This is a genomic window from Klenkia taihuensis (genome assembly GCF_900112525.1).
GTDB classification, from domain to species: domain Bacteria; phylum Actinomycetota; class Actinomycetes; order Mycobacteriales; family Geodermatophilaceae; genus Klenkia; species Klenkia taihuensis.
The window spans coordinates 626325-648178 of the sequence record NZ_FOMD01000002.1; the positions used below are offsets into that span (position 1 = coordinate 626325).

18 protein-coding genes are annotated in these 21854 nt (G+C 72.6%); 5 read left to right on the forward strand and 13 right to left on the reverse strand.

The window, feature by feature from the left end; genetic code table 11:
• Positions 1-124: 124 nt before the first annotated feature.
• Positions 125-1687, reverse strand: coding sequence for a sugar transferase (locus BM158_RS10960; protein WP_091557895.1), 1563 nt, complete (start codon positions 1685-1687; stop codon positions 125-127).
• Between the two features lie 365 nt (positions 1688-2052).
• Between BM158_RS10960 and BM158_RS10965 the strand changes: the two genes are divergently transcribed.
• Together BM158_RS10965 and BM158_RS10970 are read left to right on the forward strand one after the other, a co-directional pair.
• On the forward strand, positions 2053-3126 hold the full coding sequence (locus tag BM158_RS10965; RefSeq protein ID WP_207506394.1) for a glycosyltransferase: 1074 nt from the start codon (positions 2053-2055) through the stop codon (positions 3124-3126).
• A gap of 12 nt (positions 3127-3138) precedes the next feature.
• On the forward strand, positions 3139-4344 hold the full coding sequence (locus BM158_RS10970; protein ID WP_091557902.1) for a right-handed parallel beta-helix repeat-containing protein: 1206 nt from the start codon (positions 3139-3141) through the stop codon (positions 4342-4344).
• A gap of 6 nt (positions 4345-4350) precedes the next feature.
• Here BM158_RS10970 and BM158_RS10975 read toward each other — a convergent pair whose 3' ends face one another.
• The 5 genes from BM158_RS10975 to BM158_RS10995 all read right to left on the reverse strand — a co-directional run bounded on the left by BM158_RS10975 (position 4351) and on the right by BM158_RS10995 (position 10214).
• Positions 4351-4803 (reverse strand): hypothetical protein, encoded by a 453-nt coding sequence (locus BM158_RS10975; RefSeq protein WP_091557906.1) that lies wholly within the window; start codon positions 4801-4803, stop codon positions 4351-4353.
• Complete coding sequence (locus tag BM158_RS10980) at positions 4800-5834, reverse strand: glycosyltransferase (protein ID WP_229827688.1); 1035 nt, start codon at positions 5832-5834, stop codon at positions 4800-4802. The genes BM158_RS10975 and BM158_RS10980 overlap by 4 nt, the downstream gene beginning before the upstream one ends.
• A gap of 62 nt (positions 5835-5896) precedes the next feature.
• On the reverse strand, positions 5897-7219 hold the full coding sequence (locus tag BM158_RS10985; RefSeq protein WP_091557912.1) for a hypothetical protein: 1323 nt from the start codon (positions 7217-7219) through the stop codon (positions 5897-5899).
• Positions 7216-8610 (reverse strand): lipopolysaccharide biosynthesis protein, encoded by a 1395-nt coding sequence (locus BM158_RS10990; RefSeq protein ID WP_091557916.1) that lies wholly within the window; start codon positions 8608-8610, stop codon positions 7216-7218. The genes BM158_RS10985 and BM158_RS10990 overlap by 4 nt, the downstream gene beginning before the upstream one ends.
• The gene (locus tag BM158_RS10995; protein ID WP_131802021.1) at positions 8607-10214 is read right to left on the reverse strand and encodes a GumC domain-containing protein; all 1608 of its coding nucleotides are present in this window, start codon (positions 10212-10214) and stop codon (positions 8607-8609) included. The genes BM158_RS10990 and BM158_RS10995 overlap by 4 nt, the downstream gene beginning before the upstream one ends.
• Before the next feature lie 74 nt (positions 10215-10288).
• Here BM158_RS10995 and BM158_RS11000 point away from each other — a divergent pair, with 74 nt between their 5' ends.
• Positions 10289-11368, forward strand: a complete 1080-nt coding sequence (locus BM158_RS11000; protein ID WP_091557924.1) for an acyltransferase family protein — start codon at positions 10289-10291, stop codon at positions 11366-11368.
• Between the two features lie 14 nt (positions 11369-11382).
• On the opposite strand, the gene BM158_RS11005 is transcribed toward BM158_RS11000, so the two are convergent.
• From BM158_RS11005 to BM158_RS11030, 6 genes are all read right to left on the reverse strand, one after another.
• Positions 11383-12915, reverse strand: a complete 1533-nt coding sequence (locus tag BM158_RS11005; RefSeq protein ID WP_091557927.1) for a glycosyl hydrolase family 28-related protein — start codon at positions 12913-12915, stop codon at positions 11383-11385.
• A 196-nt stretch (positions 12916-13111) separates the two neighbouring features.
• Positions 13112-14272: an NrfD/PsrC family molybdoenzyme membrane anchor subunit gene (nrfD, locus tag BM158_RS11010; protein WP_229827687.1), complete on the reverse strand. Its 1161-nt coding sequence runs from the start codon at positions 14270-14272 to the stop codon at positions 13112-13114.
• The gene (locus tag BM158_RS11015) at positions 14269-15357 is read right to left on the reverse strand and encodes a 4Fe-4S dicluster domain-containing protein (RefSeq protein WP_091557930.1); all 1089 of its coding nucleotides are present in this window, start codon (positions 15355-15357) and stop codon (positions 14269-14271) included. The genes nrfD and BM158_RS11015 overlap by 4 nt, the downstream gene beginning before the upstream one ends.
• Complete coding sequence (gene fdh, locus BM158_RS11020; protein ID WP_207506396.1) at positions 15354-18062, reverse strand: formate dehydrogenase; 2709 nt, start codon at positions 18060-18062, stop codon at positions 15354-15356. The genes BM158_RS11015 and fdh overlap by 4 nt, the downstream gene beginning before the upstream one ends.
• Positions 18063-18074: 12 nt before the next feature.
• Positions 18075-18635: a molybdopterin-binding domain-containing protein gene (locus BM158_RS22965; protein ID WP_091558829.1), complete on the reverse strand. Its 561-nt coding sequence runs from the start codon at positions 18633-18635 to the stop codon at positions 18075-18077.
• Positions 18636-18683: 48 nt separating this feature from the next.
• Positions 18684-18890: a hypothetical protein gene (locus BM158_RS11030; RefSeq protein WP_131802022.1), complete on the reverse strand. Its 207-nt coding sequence runs from the start codon at positions 18888-18890 to the stop codon at positions 18684-18686.
• Between the two features lie 189 nt (positions 18891-19079).
• Between BM158_RS11030 and BM158_RS11035 the strand changes: the two genes are divergently transcribed.
• Positions 19080-20468, forward strand: a complete 1389-nt coding sequence (locus BM158_RS11035; RefSeq protein WP_091557938.1) for a hypothetical protein — start codon at positions 19080-19082, stop codon at positions 20466-20468.
• 335 nt (positions 20469-20803) lie between these two features.
• The gene (locus tag BM158_RS21355; RefSeq protein WP_109504845.1) at positions 20804-21625 is read left to right on the forward strand and encodes a hypothetical protein; all 822 of its coding nucleotides are present in this window, start codon (positions 20804-20806) and stop codon (positions 21623-21625) included.
• Between the two features lies 1 nt (position 21626).
• Here the strand turns inward: BM158_RS21355 and BM158_RS21780 are convergent, their stop codons facing one another.
• Positions 21627-21773: a hypothetical protein gene (locus tag BM158_RS21780; protein WP_165628892.1), complete on the reverse strand. Its 147-nt coding sequence runs from the start codon at positions 21771-21773 to the stop codon at positions 21627-21629.
• Positions 21774-21854: the final 81 nt, after the last annotated feature.

Consider the following 21854-nt stretch of genomic DNA (forward strand, 5'->3'; position numbering starts at 1 on the left):
GCTCGCGCACCAACCGACCAGACCGGCCACCGCCCACCACATCACCGCGACAGGATGCCCGTCCCGCACCCCGGGACGGGCGGATCTGTGACGGCGTGTCACCGAATGATCGCTCCCGGTGGGGTCAGTACGCCCCGGAACCCCTGACGACGGCACCGAAGGTCTTGGCCAGGATCATGAAGTCGAACGACAGCGACCAGTTCTCGACGTAGCGCACGTCGATGCGCACCGACTCGTCCCACGACAGGTCCGACCGGCCGCTGATCTGCCACAGACCGGTGATGCCCGGCTTGACCAGCAGCCTGCGCCGCATGTCGACGCCGTAGGCCTCGACCTCGCGGGTCACGTGCGGCCGGGGCCCGACGAGCGACATGCTGCCGCCCAGCACGTTGAACAGCTGGGGCAGCTCGTCGAGCGAGTAGCGCCGCAGCACCGCGCCGACCCCGGTGATGCGGGGATCGGCCTTCATCTTGAACTGGACGTCGTTGCCCTCGTTGGAGGTGGCGAACAGCTCGTCGACCTCGCGGTCGGAGCCCGGCCGCATGCTGCGGAACTTCAGCACCTCGAACGGCTCGCCGTCCATGCCGATGCGCTGGTGCCGGTAGAACACGGGCCCCGGGCTGGTCACCTTGACCGCGATCGCGATCGCCAGGAGCGCCGGCGCGGTCATCAGCACCAGGAGCCCGGCCACGGTACGGTCGAACGCCGACTTCGCCCAGCGGCGCGGGCCGCTGAACTCGGGGCTGTCCATGTGCAGCAGCGGCAGGCCGGACACCGGCCGGATGGCGACGCGGGTGCCGACGATCTCGGTCACCGCGGGTGCCAGCAGCAGCTCTGCCTTGGTCGCCTCGAGCTGCCAGCCCAGCCGACGCAGTTCAGGTCCGTCGAGCTCGGGCGAAGGCAGCACCGCGACCGTGTCGACCTCGTAGTGCCGGACGACCTCCGCGACCTGGGTCATGTCCCCCAGCACCGGCAGTCCGTCGAACGCCGCGTCCCCGTCCACGTCGCCCCCGGGGACGACGCACCCGATGACCCGGTAGCCGTGGTGGGCCTCGCGGTCGATCTGGGCACGCAGATGCGCCACGCCTGAGCGGTGCCCCACGATGATCGTGGTCTGCACGTGTCGACCCGCTACTCGGGACCGGTGCAGCGCTTTCCGGTGCGCCCAGCGGGCCGCCAGGGTCAACAACCCCGCCAGCGGGATCGCCGTCATGGTGAACCCACGAGCAAGGTCGGCCTTGAACGCCCAGGACACGAATGCGGCGCCGGCAAGCAGCACCAACGTCGCCCGGGCGACCCGGCGGAACTCCTCCGGGCCGATCCAGAGGAACCGCTCCTCGTACGTGCGGGCAGCGACCATCAACAGGAGCCAGACGGCCGGCATGGCAAGAGCCAGGACCCGTGCGGCCGACTGCGGGGCGCCCTCGAGCGGTGCATCCGCCCCGAAGTGGACCCAGTAGCTGAACCCGCTCGCCACCACGGCGGCCACCACGTCCCACAACGCGATGCGACGCCGGTAACTGGCGCGCCATGCACGGCGGGAGTCGGTGCCAGACCCGCGCAAGCGAGATGCGGCCGCCCAGCTCAACCGCCGTCGGGACTGCGCATGCGGCGAACCAACAGGCCCCGCCGGCGCCGTCCCGTCGACGGTCGCCGATGCAGGATCGTGATCCGTGGTCGTGCTCAAGACAGTGCTGACCCCCGTGACGGACCCGGCCGTCGTCGTCTGACTGCCGCCCTCCTTTGGACGCTGGCGTGGCCAGGGTAGGCGAGGGGGTCACTCTGCGCGATCGTGGAGCAATCTCTTCCGTGCGGATCTGCACCCTTACCAGCTAGTAGTGTCCACCTTCGAGTACATCCAGTGACACTGAGTAGCTGTGAGCGGGGTGTCGCGCCGCTGAGGCCGTTATAAGTTTCTTTGTGACTTGTCCTACATTCGTCCGGGGTTCCGTATAGGACATCCCTCGTTCATCCAGGCGCCCTGCCCCCGACATCTCCACCCCATCACGCATGCTGGCGGGTATGCCGAGCAGACCGCCCCACGTCCTTCACGTGAGCCAGCCCGTGCACGCCGGGGTCGCCCGGGTCGTCGCGGGGCTGGCGTCCGATCAGGTCGCGCGGGGCTGGCAGGTGACGGTGGCCTGTCCGGCACAGGGCTGGTTGCCGGAGGCGTTGACCGCGACCGGCGTGGACGTCGTCCGGTGGGAGGCGACCCGCTCGCCGGGTCTTTCGGTGGTGACGGAGACGCGGTCGCTGTCCGCCCTCATTCGGCAGGTGGACCCGGACGTCGTCCACCTCCACAGCGCCAAGGCCGGCCTCGCGGGACGGCTGGCGGTGCGCGGACGTCGGCCCACGGTGTTCCAGCCGCACGCCTGGTCGTTCGACGCCGTCAGCGGGCCGGTCCGCCGGTTGTCCCAGGAATGGGAGCGGCGGGCATCCCGCTGGACCCACCTCACGGTCTGTGTCAGCGAGGCCGAAGCGGCCGCGGGTCGGGCCGTCGGCGTCCACGGCCGTCTCGAGGTGACCCCGAACGGCATCGACACGGCTCGCTGGCCCACGGGTGACCGTGCAGCGAGCCGGGCCCGGCTGGGGGTCCCGGAGGCCCCGACGGTCGTGTGCGTCGGACGCTACGCACGGCAGAAGGGGCAAGATCTTCTGGTCGAGGCCTGGCGGACCGTGGTCGCGCAGGTACCGGGTGCTCGTCTCGTCTTCGTCGGCGACGGGGTCGACCACCCCGAGCTCCTGGCCGCGGCGCCGGCCGGTGTGCACGTCGCCCCCAACTCCGACCTCGCCGACTGGTACGCCGCCGCCACCGTCGTCGCCGTCCCCTCCCGGTGGGAGGCCGGGTTGCCGCTGGTCGCCATGGAGGCGATGAGCACCGCGCGCAGCGTGGTCGCCTTCGACGTTGCCGGGATCGGGTCCGGCCTGGGAGACTCTGGTGAGGCGGTCCCCGCCGAGGACACCGCAGCCCTCGCGCGCGCCCTGGTCGAGCGGCTCGTCGACGAGCCCGCAGCTGACGCAGAGGGTCGAACCGGACGGGGCCGGGTGTTCGAACTCTTCACCGCGACTCGTTCACACGCCGACATCGCCCGCCTGACCGAGGAGCTGCTGCAGCTCCACCGCTGACCGGGGGATCCCATGGACGACCACACCAGCGCCACCAGCACGTCCGACATCGGCCAGCGGCCATCCCCCCCGCGGCGGCCGGTGCTCGTGATGGCCGTGGTGGTCGCCTGCGCCACTCTGGTCGTCGGCCTCCTCGTCGTGGTCGGGCGCGGCACGACGGTGACACCCGAGGAGCACGGCGCGGTCGGCGACGGCCGCACCGACGACACCGCAGCGCTCCAGCGGACCCTCGCGGCGCTGGAGGAGGGCGACACGCTCGAGCTCCGGGACGGCGCCGTCTACCCCCATGCCGAGGTCCTCGAGCTGGCGACGTCCGGGGTGCACCTCGAGGGCAACGGCGCCGCGCTGCTGGCCACCAGGGAGCTCACCTCAGCGGTGCACATCAGTGGCGACGACGTCGAGATCGAGGACCTGACGCTCCAGCTGGAGACCTCGACGCAGCGGTTCCACGCGTGGGAGCAGATGAAGCTCCGCATCTCGGGCGACGGTGTCCAGGTCCGGCGGGTGACCGTGCTCGGTGCGGCCGCAGCCGGCGTCTACGTGGGCAACGGCGCCGGCGACTTCCTGCTGGAGGACGTCGTCGTGGAGGACTCCCGCGCCGACGGCATCCACATGACGGGCGGCGCGCACGACGGACGGGTCGTGTCACCGGTCACCCGTCGCACGGGCGACGACGGCGTGGCCGTGGTCTCCTACCTGGCCGACGAGGCGGTCACGGCGCGCATCGTCGTCGAGTCACCCGTCGTGGAGGGCACCACGTGGGGCCGCGGACTGTCGGTGGTCGGGGGCCAGGACGTGACCTACCGGGACATCGACGTCAGGGACACGGACGCGGCAGGCGTCTACATCGGCAGCGAGGGCGACCCGTACTTCACCTACGGCTCCCAGGACGTGCTCGTCGAGGGCGGCCGTGTCACGGGCGCGAACACCAACTCGGACAAGGACCACGGATCGGTGCTGGTGTACACGGGCAACGAGCGCACAGGCGCTGAGCGAATAACTGTCCGCGACCTCCAGCTGGTCGACTCCCGGGCCAGCGCGTCCTGGGACGTCGGCGTGCTGCGAGGCCCGGGCACCGAGATCGCCGATGTCACCCTGGCAGGGCTGACGATCGAGGGCGGGCCGGACCAGGCGTTCTGGACCAACGCGGAGGACGCTGTCCTGCTGACCGGCAGCACGGCCGACGGGCGCCGACTACCTGACCGCGGCGACCGCTAGTTCGGCTCAGCCCCCGAAGGCGTAGGCGCGAGCGATCCAGGCCGACATCTGGCCGGCACCCACCGCGTCCGCGAGGTGGGCCGGCAGCGGCGCCAAGGGCACCACGGGCCCCCACCGCAGCCACCGCTGCAGCTGACGGGGCGGGAGCAGGACGACATTCACCCCGCGCAGGGACCGTCGCGTCGCAAGCCAAGCCGGTCCGGCGGCTTCGTCCAGCACGACGACGACCGACCCCGCGCCGACGATGTCCGTCGCCCTGGGCACGCGCCCCCAGAACACGAGCACGTCGCACTCCGCGGCCTCGCCGAGGTCCGCAGTCCAGCCGGCCGCCGCTTGGTGGCGGGCAACCGCGCGCGCCGTCCCGGCGAGGCGGCCGTGGGCAACGTGCCGTACGCGCAAGGACTCTGCGTACACGGGCGTGGACAGCAGCTCGGGGTCGCGGACCTGGTCGGCGCTCACAGCCGACCTCGCTGCTGCCGGATGGCCGCGACGGTCTCGTCGGCGACCTGGTCCCAGTCCCGGCCGGACCCTGTGTCGACGTCGGCCCCGTCGTCGGGCGGTGCGGACAGGTGCGCCACCACGGCCTCGGTCCACGCCTGCGGACGGCGACCGGACACGACCTGCGCGCGGCCGGCGGCTGCTTCGGCGAGCGCGGGGTCCTCGGAGCTGATGACCCGGGCGCCCAGCTCGAGGGCCTCGCTGGCGGGGAGCCCGAACCCCTCGGCGATGCTGGGGCACAGGACCGTGGCGGCGTTCTCGTAGAGCCAGCGCAACTCTGGGTCGGGGACGTGGCCGAGCGGGAGGACGTGGCCGTCGGCGACGAGCCGGTCGAAGGCGACGCCGCGGTCGGTGGTTCCCCAGCCGGAGGGCCCTACGACGGCGAGCACCGCGTCGGGGTCCCGGGCCATGACACCAGGCCACGCGTCCACGACTGTGCGCAGGTTCTTGCGTGGCGAGGGGTCGCCCACCACCAGGGCGAAACGGCGGTCGGTGAGTGCGGGCACCTCTGCTGCTGGCTGGTCGCGCAGGGCCGAACGGGTTGCGTGCCCGACGACGGCTGTGCGTCCGGCGGTCTCGGGAAGGTAGTCGACAACCCGGCGGCGGGTAGCCCGGGAGACGCACACGAGCAGGTCCGCCGATCGAAGGGCGGCCAGGTAGGGCGTACGGACGAGCGCCCGCTTGGCCAGGCCGAAGTCGCGCGGCCGGTCGAGGACGAGCATGTCGTGCACGGTGAGCACCCGCGTGCCGACCACGCGCCAGGGGAGCAGGTGCTTGGTGCCGTGGACGACGTCGAACCCGCGCCAACCGGTCGTCATGCCGCTGAACCCTTCCAGGGCGGCACCCACCTGGCCGCCGCCGCGGGTGTGGTGCACCCCGCCGAGTTCCAGGCCGGTGAAGGCCTGGTCGCCGTCACCGTTGACCAGCACGTGCAGGTCGATGTCGTCGCGCGCGGCCAGCGCCCGGGCCATCTCCACTGCGTACCGCACCATGCCCCCGCCCCCACCCGACCTCGGCACGTGTGTGGCTATGAACAGGTAGCGCAGCCGGGGGCTCATGCCGGCGCCCCGGCGGAGTTGCGGCGCGACCGGTTGAGCAGAACCCCGATGACGAGGAAGGCGAGCAGCGCGGGCGTGGCCCGGCCCTGGGCGATGTAGACGTAGCGGGGCAGCTCGAGCAGGGTCAGCACCACCAAGGGGTAGAAGAGGAGACCGGTGGCCCGCCCGGCGCGGACCGACCGGTAGAGGACTCCGCACAGGAACCCGGCCAGCAGGAAGAACAGCAGCCCACCCACCCACCCGAGGTCTACGAACGGGCTGGCCACACCGCCCGTGTTGTTGAACTCGGGGTTGCCGAACGAGGCCAGCGCCTCGCCGTAGACCTGCAGCTCGTCCAGCCCTGTCAGCCGGCGATACAGGTCGAGGTCCGCAATCCCGGGAGCCGTCCAGAACGCTGCCCAGAGGTCGTAGGGCAGCCCCGAGTCGGGCTGGTGCAGCAGCCGGATCGCGCCGTTGTTGTAGGCGGTGAGGTAGTAGCCGGCGAACCGCTCGACCACGAAGACGGGGAACGACTGACCACCCTGCGCCTGGTAGAAGATCCAGCTGCGCGAGTACTCGAAGGCCGCGAACACCCCGACGACGACGGGCAGCATGACGAGCGGCAGGAGCCCTGCCCGCCGGGCCCCGGCACGAGTGCGCGACCACCCGAGGACGAGGACGACGACGAGCGGGACCACGAGCTCGAGCAGCGCCAGGCGCTCGGTCACGAAGTAGGCCCGCACGAGCGCCAGGAACAGGACGACCGCGACCCACACGGCGTGCCTCCGCCGCCACCCCTCGGCGGACACGAGCAGGCCCGTGACCACGACGAAGGCGACCCCGAACTGGGTCATCGTGGTCACACCGGGGATGGTCCCGATGCTGTCCCGGATGCCGACGCCGTAGAGCTCCTGGTCGACCAGTACCCGGACGAAGACGTCCAGGCCGATACCTGCCCGGGCCGTGGCGAAGGCGAAGCCGACGTAACCGAGCATCGTGAGGGCGAAGAGCGTGGCCTGAGCCCGCCCGAGCAGCCTCAGGTCCCGTGCGGTGAAGCCGGGCCAGGTCCGGGCGGGAGGGGCGGCGCCCCGCAGTGCGGGCAGGAGGGCACCGAGGATGAACAGCAGCAGGCCCAGAGAGAAGAGGCCGACGAGGGTGGCGTCGACGACCTTGGGTGTGCGCCACAGCGCGCGGTAGCGGTCATCTGCGACGAGCCCGCTCAGCACGGTGGTCGGCAGGGCGACCGCCCCGATGATGACGGCCGGGGAGAGCCACCAGACCGAGATGGTGCGGCGGGGGCCGACCGCGGCTTCTGCGGGGGGGCCCAGCACGGCGGTCATCGCGAGACCGTTCCCTCAGCCTTGGCTCCGACCGCCCCAGCCGCCGGGGCGGCGGCAGCGTCCTCGTCGGCGGTGAGGCCACCACGGATCACCCGGATGCTGTGCACGACGCGGAAGGTCGGCAGTGGCACCCTACCGACCGCCCGCCGGCAGGCGACCGTGTACGACGCGAACAGCGCGATGGTGGCGCTGGCGCTGGTCGCGGCGAGACCAGCAGGTCCGCCCCACCAGGTGGCAACGGCAACCACCGGGACCATGACGACGAGCACCGACACGACCGAGAGCGCGGCGGCGCGGCCGTTCCCGGAGGCCACCAGGAGAACAGCGCAACCGCCGAACGCGGCCATGCCCAGAGCGCCGACCGCAAGGATCGTCAGCAGGGCCGCGGCATCTTCGAGACCGTCGCCGTACAGCCGGAGCAGCCAGGGAGCGGCGAGCGCGACCACGCCGACGCCGAACACGGTCACGGTGGTGGTGAGCGTCGAGCTCGCCGACAGCAGAGCCACTACGCGGTCCCGCTTGCCAGCCGCCCAGAGGCGCGCGGCCACGGGTGTCAGAGCGATGTTGGCGAGACCTTCCACGAAAGCCACCTGCATCGCCAGCACACTGGCTGCCGAGTACAGCAGGGCGTCGCGGGCGCTGAAGCTGAAACCCGCGACCCACACGTCGGCCCGCCCGACCAGGAACGCCCCCAGCTCGAGAGCGAAGAACTGACTTCCCGCCAGGACGATCGCGAACAGACCGGTCAACCGCCCGATGCGCGCGCCGTGCCCGCGCACGGGCAGCCGCACGAGCGAGACGGCGAGCAGCACGACGGAGGCTCCGGTGTAGGTGAGCAGCACGGCGATGAGGTCGACGTCGTCGGCGGACACGACCACGACCAGGACGACCAAGAGCGAGCAGAGAGCGCGCACGTGGTGGGTTCCCAGCACGGCCCATCCCACCCGGCCGACTGCGGCGTAGACGTCGCTGACCGTCAGGCGCAGTGACTCGGCAACCACCAGGACGACGACGAGCAGCACCACTGCGCCACGACCCTCGCGCACGGCCGGGGTGGCCAGGAAGGCGACCAGAGGCGCGGTGAGCACACTGAGCAGGAGGACCGCCACGAGGTGGCTGGTCACCGCTTGGGCGATCTCGCGCTCGGACCGAGCGGCGGCGACGGTGCGGATGAGGTGCGGCCCCAGGCCCAGGCGGCCGAGCATGGGTCCGAGCATGAGGGCGGCGAGGATCGCCAGGAATGCTGCGGCGTCGGCGGTGTCCAGGACGCGGACAGCCACCACAGACGTACCGAGGGTGGCCAGGAGACCGAGGACAGCGAACACCAGACGCGCGGCGAAGCTCCGGCGGAACTCCCGGCCCCCGTCAGCTCCCCGGTCGGGACCGCTCACGCCTCTGCGGCCTCGACCCGGCGTGGGTCGACGTCTCGGTGGGACCCGGGACCGCCCAGCTCGACCGGCGCGCCCCAGGCCCGGCGGTCAGTGGTCACAACGGCTCCGACGAAGTCGGTGTCCCCCAGCGAACCGAGCCCGTTGGTGGTGGCGATGACGCTCTCCTTGCGCGCGACGCCCTCGCCGACGACGACGACGGCGCGCTCGGCGAGCGGCAGGAAGCTGTCGAGCACCGCCTCCGGCGCTCCCCACGTGGCCGCAAGCAGCACGTGTCGCCCGGCGGCGAGCTGGGCAGCCACCTCGTGCTGCAGCCACCCCCCGTCCGTCCCCGCGGCGACATCGACCACGGACAACGTGGGGAGCACGACTGTGGGGACCGTCGACGCGGCGTGGTCCTCTGCCGGTACGTAGAGCGTGACCGCGGACCCGGCAGCGGCGTTGACCCAAGCGACGGACCACGCCACCTCGGCGGCACCCGAGCTGCGGTCGCCGTCCACGAGGACGACGGACGCCGGCCCACTGCCCGGTGGCAGCAGCTGGCCGGAGATGGCCCGCGCCGCCTCGGCGACGGCAGGGACCGGACGGCGCAACGGAACACCTCGTCCACGCTGCCCCGGCCGGCCGGCCGGCACGCGTGGGGGCAGCAGGCTGATGCCGACCGTCGCGAGCTCGCGGGCGTCCAGGAGTCGCCGGGTGACCAGTCGTCGTCCCAGCACCAGCACCAGCGCCACCACCATGCCGCCGACCGCACCGATGATGGCGGCGAGCAGCGTGGAGGAGGCTGCGGCCGCCGGCTGGGTCGCGGGGCCGTAGAGCACCGGGACGACGAACTGAGCGCGCTGGAGCGCGGACTGCAGGTCCGCCTCCTGCGCGAGGAGTCGCTGCCGCTCCTGCAGCAGGGCACCGGACTCGTCGTCGGCGGCGGCCCCGAGGGCGGCCAACCGCTGCTGGACGACCGTGAGGTCACCCTGCACCGCGTTGGTCGCCCCCGTGACGCGGCGCTCGACGTAGGCGTCGAAGATGCGGTCGACAGCGGCCGTGGCCTGCGTCTCGGACGCGGACGTCCCGGCGATCTCCACGACTTGTGACGTGCCGACGCGGGTCACCGACAACGCCGTGTCGGGGTCGACGTCCTGCTGAGCGTCGCGCTCGAAGTCGAGGTAGGCGATCTCGCTCAGGATGAACGACGTGTCGTTGACGACCGAGTTGCTCGTCTCCAGGGGGCCCGTGAGCGTGGTGACGTCGGGGACGACCTCCATACCGACGACGACCGTGGTCCCATCATCACCTAGCGTAGTCAACGCTCCGAGGGTGCCGCCGATCAACGCACCCACCACGAGCAGCCCTGCGAGCAGTCGGGTCGGCAGGCCGGGGCCGGGCCAGGAGTCGGTCTCGTTCGTCCCTGGGACGGCGGTGCGGCTGCCTCGCAGGGACGCCTGCTGCCGGTGGCTCGTCGTCATCCAGGGCTCTTCCTTTTCGGATCCATCACGGCGGTGGCCGGCGACGGCGGTTACGCAGTCATGAATGGTACGTCGCGGTCCGGTCTCCATCGGAGCACGCAGACCCGTTCTGCGCGGTGATCCGTCCCTCGTCGGGGTGACCATCTGCCCGTGATGCTGACCTCACCCTGAACCACCGAGGTCACCGAGCGTCATCCTGGCGCGTAGCGTGGCACAAGATGACCGCCGCCGTACCGACCCGTCGACGGGTGGTCGCCATCGACGTCGCCCGGGCGCTGGCGATCGTGGGAGTGGTGATCAATCACAGCATCGACGGTCTCGTCGCGGCCGGGTTGGCGCCACCCGGCGGGTGGCTGCACGACGCCAACGCTGCGCTGCACGTGTTCCGGATGCCCACGCTGGTGTTCCTGGTGGGCGTGTTCGTCCCCCTCTCGGCGGTCAAGCGCGGGCGCCTGGCATCTGCCCTCGACCGGGTGCGCCTGTTCGGCTGGCTGTACCTGGTCTGGTTCATTCTGCAGGGGGCCATCGAGTTCGGCACCAATGACCTGCGCAACACCCCTCGCGGGATCGCGGAGTCGCTCCGCCCGTGGGAGTCCTTCGCCCACCTCTGGTTCCTGCCGTTCCTGGTGGTCACAGCCGTGGTGCTGGCGGTCTTGGCGCCATGGCGCTCCCGCTCCCGGGCGGCCGGGTCCCTGGTCCTGCTTTTCGCGACGGCTGTCACGACCTGGTCGTGGAACTCCGACGTGGTCGGACTGACCGGCCTCTCACTGCTGTTCTTCGCAGCCGCGGGCAGTGCGATCGGGATGAACCGTGTGAGCCAACTGCTGTCCGCAGATCCGCGGCTCGTTGCCGCAACTGCGGGCGTGGCGCTGACCCTCTTCCTCCTGCTCAGCCCGTGGGACCTCGCGCCAGCGACCCGACTGGGCCCCACCGCACCGGTGCCCGAGCGGCTGGCAGCGATGGTGGCGGCGGTGGCGGGCATGGCCGCACTGCTGGCGGTGGCATCGCTGTTGGCCCGGACCGGACCGTTGGCCCGCAGGCTCGCGTCGATCGGAAGGGAGACGCTCCCGATATTCCTGGCCCACGTGATGGTCGTCGCCGGCGTGCGGGTCTGCATGGTCGGAGCAGGGGTGACCTCCCCCCTCCTCATCCTCGGGGTGGCCGTCGTCCTCGGCGTGGCCATCCCGTTGGCAGCCCGGGCGATCGTCCGGCGCTCCGCTTTCACCGCCTGGGTCTTCGACCTGCCCCGATGGGCGACCCGCCCAGATGTCCGCCGGAGCGAACGCGCACCGAACTGACCCTGGAGCGGGTATCAGGCCCAGCGGTCGGCAACCTGCGAGCCGGCGGAGGTCCAGCCCGTGGCGGTGAAGGTCGTGGTGGCGCGGTTGCTGGTGAGGAGCCGCGCGGGCCCCCCGCTGCTCACCGCGATGCGCTGGAGGACAACGGCGCGGAGCCCTGGTCCGGCGGGGCTGTCCGAGATGAGGCCGACAACCCAACTCGCCGACGGGCGGGTCCCCACGATGGACAGCCCGCTGATCGACACGTCGCTGACCGCCTGCGTGGAGGTGCCGTTGTACACCATGACGGCACCGTGATCGACCGATGCCTGGTAGTTGGCGCCGGTGATCGTGCCCCCGAGGACGGCCACGCGGGCGGTGCCGCGGGTCGACCACACGTCTTCGGCGCCGATGTAGACCGCAGCTCCGTAGGTGTTCCGCACGGCGATGTCCCGGTACGTGATGTCCTCACCCCCGACGACGGAGATTCCGCGGCCGGCGGTGACGCCATCGACGTCGGGGGACTGGATGTCGATGCGGGCGCACAGGGCAGCGTCCCGGCGGTAGGAGACCACAGCCACGCCATCGTCCCCGGAGTTGCGCACCACCGGCGCAATGATGCGTCCGTCATGGGAGGACTCGGTGACGTGTACGCCGTCAGCCCGCGTGTTCCGCACCGTGACTCGGTCCACGACGAAGTTGGCGGCGGCGTTGCCGACGAAGACGCCTGCGGCGGCTGAACCGTCGACGGTCACTCGGCGGATCACGATGCCGGAGTGGCCGGCGATGCGGACGCGGTGCTGCTCGTAGGCATCCCACCGCCGAGTGGTGCCCGAGATGGTGAGAGTGATGCCGTCCAGGACGACGCCGTCGGCGGCGAGGGTCAGCGACGACGCCGACTCCCTCGTGGCCAGCAGCGTGCCGCCTCCGGTCACGGTCACGCCCGGGTTGCGGACGACGAGCACCTGACTCTGCACGAAGGTGAGGCCAGCAGGTAGGAAGACCTGGTCGCCAGGCATCGCAGCGTCGAAGGCCCGCTGCACGGCGACGGTGTCGTCGGTCACCCCGTCGCCGACCGCGCCGAAGTCCAGAACGGACAATGATCTGACTGCCCCTTCTGCAGGGATGCTGCCGGTCGGGACCGGCGCAGCGGGGGGCGCCGGGCTCTGAGCAGCCACGGGCCGCGGCAGGTCTGCAGCGGCCGGCGTCGGCGCAAGCCCCGGGACCGTGGACGTGGCCGCGTCGGCGGACGTCGTCGGCGCGAGGGCGGCTGATCCCGAGGTGGCGGTCGGACCGTCGGGGGTGACTTCGGCCGCCGCCGAACTGCGGCCTTCCGGTGTTGCGCCGAGGACGGGCAGGTCGGCGACCGTCGGTCGCGATGACGTGGTGCCGTCGTCACTGGCGGGAGGCGTCTCGAGGCCACCTGGGTCGGCGAGGACTACGGACGAGACGGCGTCACCGGGTGCCGCCCGACCCGCGCTTGCTGTCACGGTCGCAGCGAGGGCGACGACCACTGAGACGGTCCAGAGCAGGCGATGGCGTCCCGAGAGGGAGCGCTCGAGGGACACGGTGGGGCTCCAGACGTCGACGGCGCTTCACCGTGGACATCGGCTGAGACCCGAGGGGTCTTGAGCACCATCACCTGATCGGGTGGGCAAGCCACTCGGCACTCCGACCCCTGCCCAACCGTCGCCATCACCCTCGTCCTGGTCGACTGGGACGAGGGCGAAGGGCCCGCAGACCTTGCGAGCTCGTCCAGTGGGCTCAGGTCTGCGTGCCCGCTGCGCGGGCGGCCAGGCGCTCGCGCTGGGGGACGACGACGTACTTCGGGTCCTTCGACGACGCCATCCCCGCGTCGAACACGCCGAACCGGGTCAGCGCCGACCCCGCCGCCAGCAGCGCGCCGGAGGCCACCGCACCCCACCGCTTCCCGCCCAGCACCGCCGCACCCACCGCGCCCGCAGCCGTGCACGCCTTGGCGATGCGCAGCAGCTTCCCGGCCCGGCCGATGTGGAAGGGCTCGCTCACGATGCCGTGGTCGTTCTCCACCTTGTGCATCGCGGCCAGCTCCACCGCGGCACCCACGACGGCGGCCTTGCGTGCCGGGCCGGCCTGGTCGACCGGGGTGAACGCCATGCACAGCCCGCCGCCGGCGGCCAGACCCGACCCCGTGAACACGAACGGCAGCTGGTTGCCCGGCTCGTGCCACGACGGCGTCGCGGTGTTGGCCAGCAGCACCGCGGTGTAGGCCGCCATCGGCCCGCCGAACACCGCGCCGCCGACGCCGGCGGTCCTCCGCAGCCACGGCGCCTTCACCCAGCCCGGCACCCGGTCCACCCGCTCCGCCAGGGTCAGCGCAGCCGCCGCCCCGGTCAGCGCGCTGAAGGGCGACAGGATGTAGGAGCCCACGCTCAGCGGACTGGTCGGCTTGAACACCCGCAGCATGTGCAGGAACCGCTCCGGCCGGCCCAGGTCGTGGATGAGGAACCCGACGCTGGCGACCGCTCCCCCACCGGCGATCAGGTGCGCGGTGCGGGCCAGCGCCGGACGGTCGGAGAACTCCGCCGCCGCGCCCAGCACCGCCGACGAGCCCGCCGCGCCGCCCAGGAACAGGTAGAGGGGGACGTCCGGGGTCTTCCAGACCGCCGACTTCACGATCTGCCGGCCGTAGTAGCTCTGGAACTCGGCGTCCTCGACCGTCGGGTCGCCGTCGCGGGCGCCGCCCCGCCGTCCGCCGCCCTTGCGCTTGCGGCGCTGCTGGCCCCGGGTCGGGCCGTCCGCGCGGCGCCAGCCACCACCCGGCGTCGCCACCCCCGACGTCCCCGGCCGGTGGTCCAGCGGGGCGTCGAGCGCCTCGGCCGGGCGGCCACTGGTGCGCATCTCCGGGGTGTCGGCCTGGGCCACCTCGGGGTCGGGCCGCGTCATCGCCGCCGTCCCAGGAAGCCGCTCAGCGCGACGCCGACCAGCATCGCCGCCGCACCCGCCGCGTGCCGCCACATCGAGGGCAGGTCGCGGGTGGTCACCACCGGGTCCGGCGGCAGGCCGTAGACCTCGGGCTCGTCGAGCAGCAGGAAGAACGCCCCCGCGCCGCCCACGCCGTCGTCGGTGTCCCGGCCGTACAGCCGCGCCGTCGTCACGCCCTGCTCGGTCAACGTGGCCAGCCGGGCGTCCGCGCGGGCCTGCAGCTCGTCGAGGTCACCGAACTGGATGGACTGCGTCGGGCACGCCGTGGCGCACGCCGGCTGCAGACCGTCGGTGAGCCGGTCGTAGCACATCGTGCACTTGAAGACCCGGCCGTCGCCCTTGCGCTGGTCGATCACGCCGTACGGGCAGGCCGGCACGCAGTAGCCGCACCCGTTGCAGATGTCGTCCTGCACCACCACGGTGCCGAACTCGGTGCGGAACAGCGCCCCGGTCGGGCAGACGTCCAGGCACCCGGCGTGCGTGCAGTGCTTGCACACGTCGCTGGACATCAGCCAGCGGATCTCCCGGTCGCCCGACTGGGCGGTCTGCGGGTCGAACGACGACAGCGCCTGCGCGTTCAGCACGCTGTGCTGGTCGATCGTGGTGCCGTCGGCGTTCCCGTGCGCCGGGGACTCCGAGCCGCACGAGCCGCCGCACCCACCGGCGGAGCCCACGCCCTGGTCGGGTGCCGCCGGGACCCCCATCGAGGGCATCGGCAGGTCCACCGAGCGTGACTGCTCCACGAAGGCCACGTGCCGCCACGAGTTCGCACCGAGCATCCCGGTGTTGTCGTAGCTCATCCCGGACAGCCCGAGGGCGTCGCGGGTGCCGTCGGCGTCGTCCATCGGGAGCGTGTTCCACTCCTTGCAGGCCACCTCGCAGGCCTTGCAGCCGATGCACACGCTGGTGTCGGTGAAGAACCCGACCCTCGCCGGGTGGTCGGGCTCGTACCCGGCCTCCCCGGTGACGTCGGGCAGCGGCCCGTAGAGCCGGTTCTCCGGGTCGTGCCCGGTGAACGCCGGGCTGGCGGAGCTGAACTGGCTCACGGCTGTGCCTCCGCGACGTGGTCGGGGGCGCTCTGCGTGGTGTGCGTCTGCCCCTTCTCCTCGCCGGTCATGTTGGTCTCCTCGACGGGCGAGCGCCCACCGACGGGCACCAGCCCGCTCTTGACGCCGGCGCGCTGCCGGTAGGACTCCACCAGCTCGACCAGCGCGGGACCGCGGGGACGCCGTCCGGGCTGGATGTCGCAGGTAGCGACCTTGGACTCCTGGATGTGCACGTTCGGGTCCATCACCACGCCGAACAGGTCGTTGCCGCTGTCGCCGGTGGAGATGCCCTGCTCACCCCAGTGGTACGGGATGCCGATCTGGTGCACGACCTGGCCGCGCCCCATCTTCAGCGGCCGCATCCGCTCGGTGACCAGCACCCGCGCCTCGATCGCCGTCCGGGCGCTGACCAGCGTCGCCCAGCCCGCGTTCTCCAGGCCGCGCTCGTCGGCGAGCTCCGGGGAGACCTCGACGAAGAACTCCGGCTGCAGCTCGGCGAGGTAGGGCAGCGTGCGGCTCATCCCGCCGGCCGTGTGGTGCTCGGTCAGCCGGTAGGTGGTGAACACGTACGGGTAGACGTCGCTGGTCGGCGGGTTGCTGCGGTTCCAGGCCGCCTCGATGACCTCGCGGCCCGGGTTGGCCTGCTGCCGGTACAGCGCGTTGGGCACCGGCGACTCGTCGGGCTCGTAGTGCGTGGGCAGCGGCCCGTCGGCCAGACCGGACGGCGCGAACAGCCAGGCCTTGCCGTCGTTCTGCATGATGAACGCGTCGGCCCCGCTGATGCCGTCCGGGCCCTTCGCGCCGGGCTCGGGCCGGTAGGACGGCGGCTTGGTGGCCTCGAAGTCCGGGACGTCGTGCCCCGTCCACCTCTGCGTCTCCTCGTCCCACCAGACGTAGGCCTTGCGCTCGCTCCAGGGCTTGCCCTCGGGGTCGGCCGAGGCGCGGTTGTAGAGCGTGCGGCGGTTCGCCGGCCACGCCCAGCCCCACTCCGGGGCCACCCAGTTCTGCTCCCGCCCGGGCTTGCGGCGGTCGCTCTGGTTGACCTCGTCGGCGTAGACCCCGGTGTAGATCCAGCAGCCGGCCGTCGTCGTCCCGTCGTCCTTGAGCTCGGTGTAGGAGGACAGCGCCTTCCCGTCGGGGCCCACGCCGTTGATCTCGCGCAGCACCGCCTCTGCACTGGGCTCGACGAGCGGGCCGTGCGTCGGGTAGTCCCAGGTCAGCGCCTGCAGGCCGCGGTCGCGGGGGTCGGTGGAGTCCTTCAGCCGGTCGCGCAGGATGCGGCCCAGGTGGAAGTAGAACCAGAGGTCGCTGCGGGCGTCGTCCGGGGGCTCGATCGCCTGCCGGTGCCACTGCAGCAGCCGCTGGGTGTTGGTGAAGGTGCCTTCCTTCTCCGTGTGCGTGGCGGCCGGCATGAAGAAGACCTCGGTGCCGATCTGGTCGGTGACCAGCTCACCGGTCTCGATCTCCGGCGCGGTCTTCCAGAAGGTGGCCGACTCGATCATCTGCAGGTCGCGGACGACCAGCCAGTCCAGGTTGGCCAGGCCCAGGCGTTGCATCTTGCCGTTGGCGTGGCCCACCGCCGGGTTCTCCCCGACCAGGAAGTAGCCGGGGATCTTCCCCTGGATCATGTCGGCGACCTGACGGTAGGAGCCGTGGTCACCGTTGATCTTCGGCAGCAGGTCGAAGCAGTAGTCGTTCTCCGCCGTCGCGGCGTCGCCGAACCACGCCTTGAGCAGGCTGACCATGTAGGCCCGGGTGCCGCCCCAGAACCCGACCATCTCGTCGCCGACCTTGCAGTACTCGTCGAGGCTGGAGTGCTCGCCCGCGTGCGGCATGGCCAGGTAGCCCGGCAGCAGGTTGTACAGCGTCGGGATGTCGGTCGACCCCTGGATGGAGGCGTGCCCGCGCAGCGCCAGGATGCCGCCACCCGGCCGGCCCATGTTGCCCAGCAGCGCCTGCAGGATCCCGGCGGTGCGGATGTACTGCACGCCCACCGTGTGGTGCGTCCAGCCCACCGAGTAGACCCATGCCGTCGTCCGGTCGCGGCCCGAGTTCGCCGTCACCGCGCGGGCGACGTCGAGGAACACCTCCGGCTCGACGCCGCAGATGTCGCCCACCATCTCGGGGGTGTAGCGGGCGAAGTGCCGCTTGAGCACCTGGTAGACGCTGCGCGGGTGCTGCAGGGTCGGGTCGGTGGCCGGGCTCCCGACCTTCCCGGCGTCCGGGGCCACCGGGTCGATCTCGTCGGTGCCCGTCGCCGACGGCTCGTGCGCGCCCTCGAACTGCCACGACGTCTTGTCGTAGGACGAGGACTCGGGGTCCCAGCCGGAGAAGAGGCCGTCGAGGTCTTCTGTGTCCTGGAAGTCCTCACCGACCAGGGACGACGCGTTGGTGTAGGCCAGCACGTAGTCGCGGAAGTCGAGCTCGTTCTCCAGCACGTAGGAGATGAGGCCGCCGAGGAAGGCGATGTCGGTGCCCGCCCGCAGCGGCACGTGGGTGTCCGCCACGGCCGACGTCCGGGTGAACCGGGGGTCGACGTGGATCACCTTCGCGCCGCGCGCCTTGGCCTCCATCACCCATTGGAACCCGACCGGGTGGCACTCGGCCATGTTCGAGCCCTCGATGACGATGCAGTCCGCGTTGACCAGGTCCTGCTGGAAACCGGTGGCGCCGCCGCGCCCGTACGTGGCACCCAGACCGGGCACCGTGGCGGAGTGCTATATGCGCGCCTGGTTCTCGATCTGGATCGCACCCATGGCGCTGTACAGCTTCTTCATCAGGTAGTTCTCTTCGTTGTCCAGCGTCGCGCCACCAAGGCTGGCCAGCCCCATGGTGCGGTTGACCCGCTGGTCGCCGTCGAGCTCCTGCCAGCCCTTCTCCCGCGCGGCGAGCACGCGGTCGGCGATCATCTCCATCGCCTCATCGAGGGCCAGGTCCTCCCACTCGGTGCCGTACGGACGGCGGTACTTCACCGTCGTCACCCGGGTGGGACTGGTGACCAGCTGCTTGCTGGCGCTGCCCTTGGGGCAGAGCCGACCGCGGCTGACCGGGGAGTCGGGGTCGCCCTCGATCTGCACGATCTGCTCGTCCTTGACGAACACGCGCTGCCCGCAGCCGACGGCGCAGTAGGGGCAGATGCTCTTCACGACGCGGTCGGCGGTCGCCGTCCGGCTCGTGACGGCCTCGGTCCGCTTGCTGCGCGCGGCGTGGCCGCGACCCAGCGGATCGGGACCGGTGAGCTGGCGGAACACCGGCCAGGAGTCGAGCCACGTCTTCACCGTCGCCACTGTGCCACCGCGTGCGGTGGGCCGCCTCACGGGCCTGGATCAGTTCCGCCTGCTGCGCACCAGAGCGGTCAGCGCCAGCATCGCGGCCAGCCAGCCGAGCAGGAGGAGGACGTCGCCGGCGTGCAGGCCGTGCGTGGGGGTCACCCGCACGACGACGGGGCCTTCGAACCGGTACGTGCCGTTCAGCAGCAGGCCGACGAAGCCCGTCAGCACGGCCGCCACGACGAGGGCGGCCGCTGTTCTCACAGGTGGACGGTAGGCGCAGGGGGCGGTGGACGGTGGCGGACCGCACCGCCCCACGAGTCACACCGGGTCACTCCTGCCGCGTGTCGCGACGACACGCCCGGACAGACTGTTGTCAGACACCTCCGGAGTGTCACCATCTCCGCCGATCGGGTGACCTCGGACAGGCACCCGCAACGGGGAAGGACCACGGTGGACCAGAGCCCGACGCCCCGCCGCGCGCTGCCGCCGGTGCCGCCCCCGGCCCGCCCGTCGGCCACCACGACGCTGGCGCCGCCCGCCGACGAGACGACCTGGTTCGACGCCCTCGACCCGATGGTCGACTCGATGCGGCTGGGTCCGCTGGACGACGGCACCGCCGCCGGCGCCGCCCGCGACCTCATCCGCGACTCCGCCCGCCAGCCGGTGCTCGACCAGGCACTGCTCGAGGCGCTGGACGCCGCCGCCAAGGCCGCCGCCGCCCGCCGCGCCGTCACGATCGACCTCCCGGCGCCCCCCACCGGCTCGCTGCCGGCTGCCGCCGTCGCCTCGGCCGTCGCCGCCGCTCCCCCTGCCCCCGCACGCCCGCCCGTGCCCGCCCCGGTCGTTGCCGCGCCCCCGGTCGCGGCTGCGGCCCCGGTCCCTGCCGCCGCCCCGGCGACCGTCGCCGCCCCCGTCGCGGACCTCACCGAGGCGGACGACCTCGAGGGCGAGCTGGACGACGAGATCGACGAGGACCCGGACGACGACGCTCCCCCGCCGGCGCCCGGTCTGCGCACCGCGCACGCCGCGTCCCTGCGCATCGCCCCGCAGCCGGTGGCCGAGCCGGTGACCGAGGTCGACGTCGCCGCCGAGTTCGCCCGGCACGACGACTTCCTCGAGACCGGCCGGCACGCCCTCGACCAGGAGTGGCTGTCCGACACCGGTCGCCACCACGTCGTCACCGACACCGGCCGGCACTACGCGGTCGAGGTCACGCCCGACGACGACGACGACGCCGGGCCGCTCACCCACCGCACCGTGATCACCCGCTCCTCCAGCGCCCGCCGCTGGATCCCCGCCGGCATCGGCGCGGGAGTGCTGTCCATCGTCGCCGCGGTCCTGCTCACCAGCGGGTTCGCCAGCGGCGGCGCCCCCACCGGCACCGACGAGGCCGCCCGCACCGGCGAGGCCGGCACCGAGGCCCCGGCCACCACCACCCCCGCGCCGACCATGCCGGGGATGGACACGATCGACCTGTCGGGCACCGTCGCCCCGAGCACCGCGGACTCAGCCCAGCCCGACGTCGACGACGCCGCCCCCCAGGTCGCCACCCCGCCCACCACGGTGCGCGCCGGCTCGCAGGCCGTCGTCCCCGGCGCCGGCGCGGGCACCGGCTCAGGGTCCGGGACCGGCAGCGGGTCGGGGACCGGCACCACCGGTGGCGGATCCACCGGCAACGGGTCCACCAGCGGCGGCACGACGACCGGCGGGACGACGACTGGCGGCGACTCCAGCAGCACCCCGGCGACGCTCAGCAACACCTCGCCGCCCAGCACGCCCACCGAGGAGCCGACCGAGGAGGCCCCCTCCTCCAGCGCCGCGGGATCCGACACCAACTGACGGCGCGGCCGCCCTCGTGCGGGTCGGCCCGCGCCGGCGCCCCTTCGTCCGCTGCACGACGCGGACCCACGGACGCCGCGGCGGGTTGACCCGTGCGGCGGCCGGCGTTGGGGCAGGTGGGACGGGTGGTAGCAGCCCGGTCGTTGTGAGCGTGAACATCGCTCGGCGTGTCCTTGTCGACACGCCGACTGGGACTGGTCCGTCACTCAGAGCCCCGTTAGGTTGCCTCTCCGTCAGCAACGAATGACACGAGTGCAATTCACCGGGGGACGAACGTGGGAAGCAGGCATCGTGCTGCAGCAGGCCGGCACGCCGAGCCCGAGACCGAGGCCCGCGTGGCCCGCGTCCCGTCCGGGCCGACCCCCGTCCCGCCGCTGCCCCCGCTGACCGGTCTCCGCGTCGTCGCCGAGACCCCCGCCGACGCATCGCCCTTCCCCGCCTTCGGGCAGATCGCCACCGATGGCGGCGCCCGCCGCGCCGCCCCGGCCCCCGCCGGACCCGCCACCACGGGGCCCACCACGGGCGGCGGCGCCACCGGGTCGCGCCGGGCGACCGGCCCTGCCACCGGCACCCGCCGGGCCCCCGGCCGCGACGTGCGCTGGGTGCCCGTCGCGCTGGCCATCTGGATCGCCAGCTTCCTGGCCGTCCCCGCCGCCGTGCTGGTGCACCAGGCGGTCAGCGACGGCGACACCGTCGTGCAGAACACCGCCGACACCACCGACAGCGGCACCGAGGACGGCGCGCCCGCCGCCGACGGCAGCACCCGGGACGACGCCGCCGCGGCCGACCCCTCCGGCAGCGCCGCGCCGGGCCGGCCGGCGCAGGACGGCACCGCGCAGGACGCCGTGACCGGCCAGGACCCCGCCGTCGTCGGCCCGGCCGACCCCACCGCGGCCGTCGTGGTGGTGGACGGCGTCCCCGTGCCGGTCCCCGGCGGCGGCGGTGCCGTCGCCGTCCCGTCGGCGGGTGCCCCGGTCTCCGCCGCAGCGGCGGTGGTCAGTCGTGCCCCGCAGGTGTCCTCCGCGGCCCCCTCGACCGCTCCCGCCACCCAGAGCACCGAGGTCGCCCCGCCCACCGAGGCCGCGATCGTCACCCAGCCCCCGGTCGAGGCGCCCGCCGCCGAGCAGGCCGCCGCGGTCGAGGCCGTCAGCCCCTAGGTCAGAGACCGGCGAGCTCGCGCTCCAGGGCGCGGTCGACGTCCAGCCGGACGTCCTCGTTGCGCTCCGCGGTGCGCAGCACGCGGCCCAGCCACACCCCCAGCGCACAGGCGAGGGCCAACCACAGGACGGGGAGCCAGAGCCACATCATCGGGACCTCGCGGGCTACTGCAGGGCTGGTGCCGGGAACGTACAGGTGAACACGGGGTTCCACGAGCGCAACACCGCG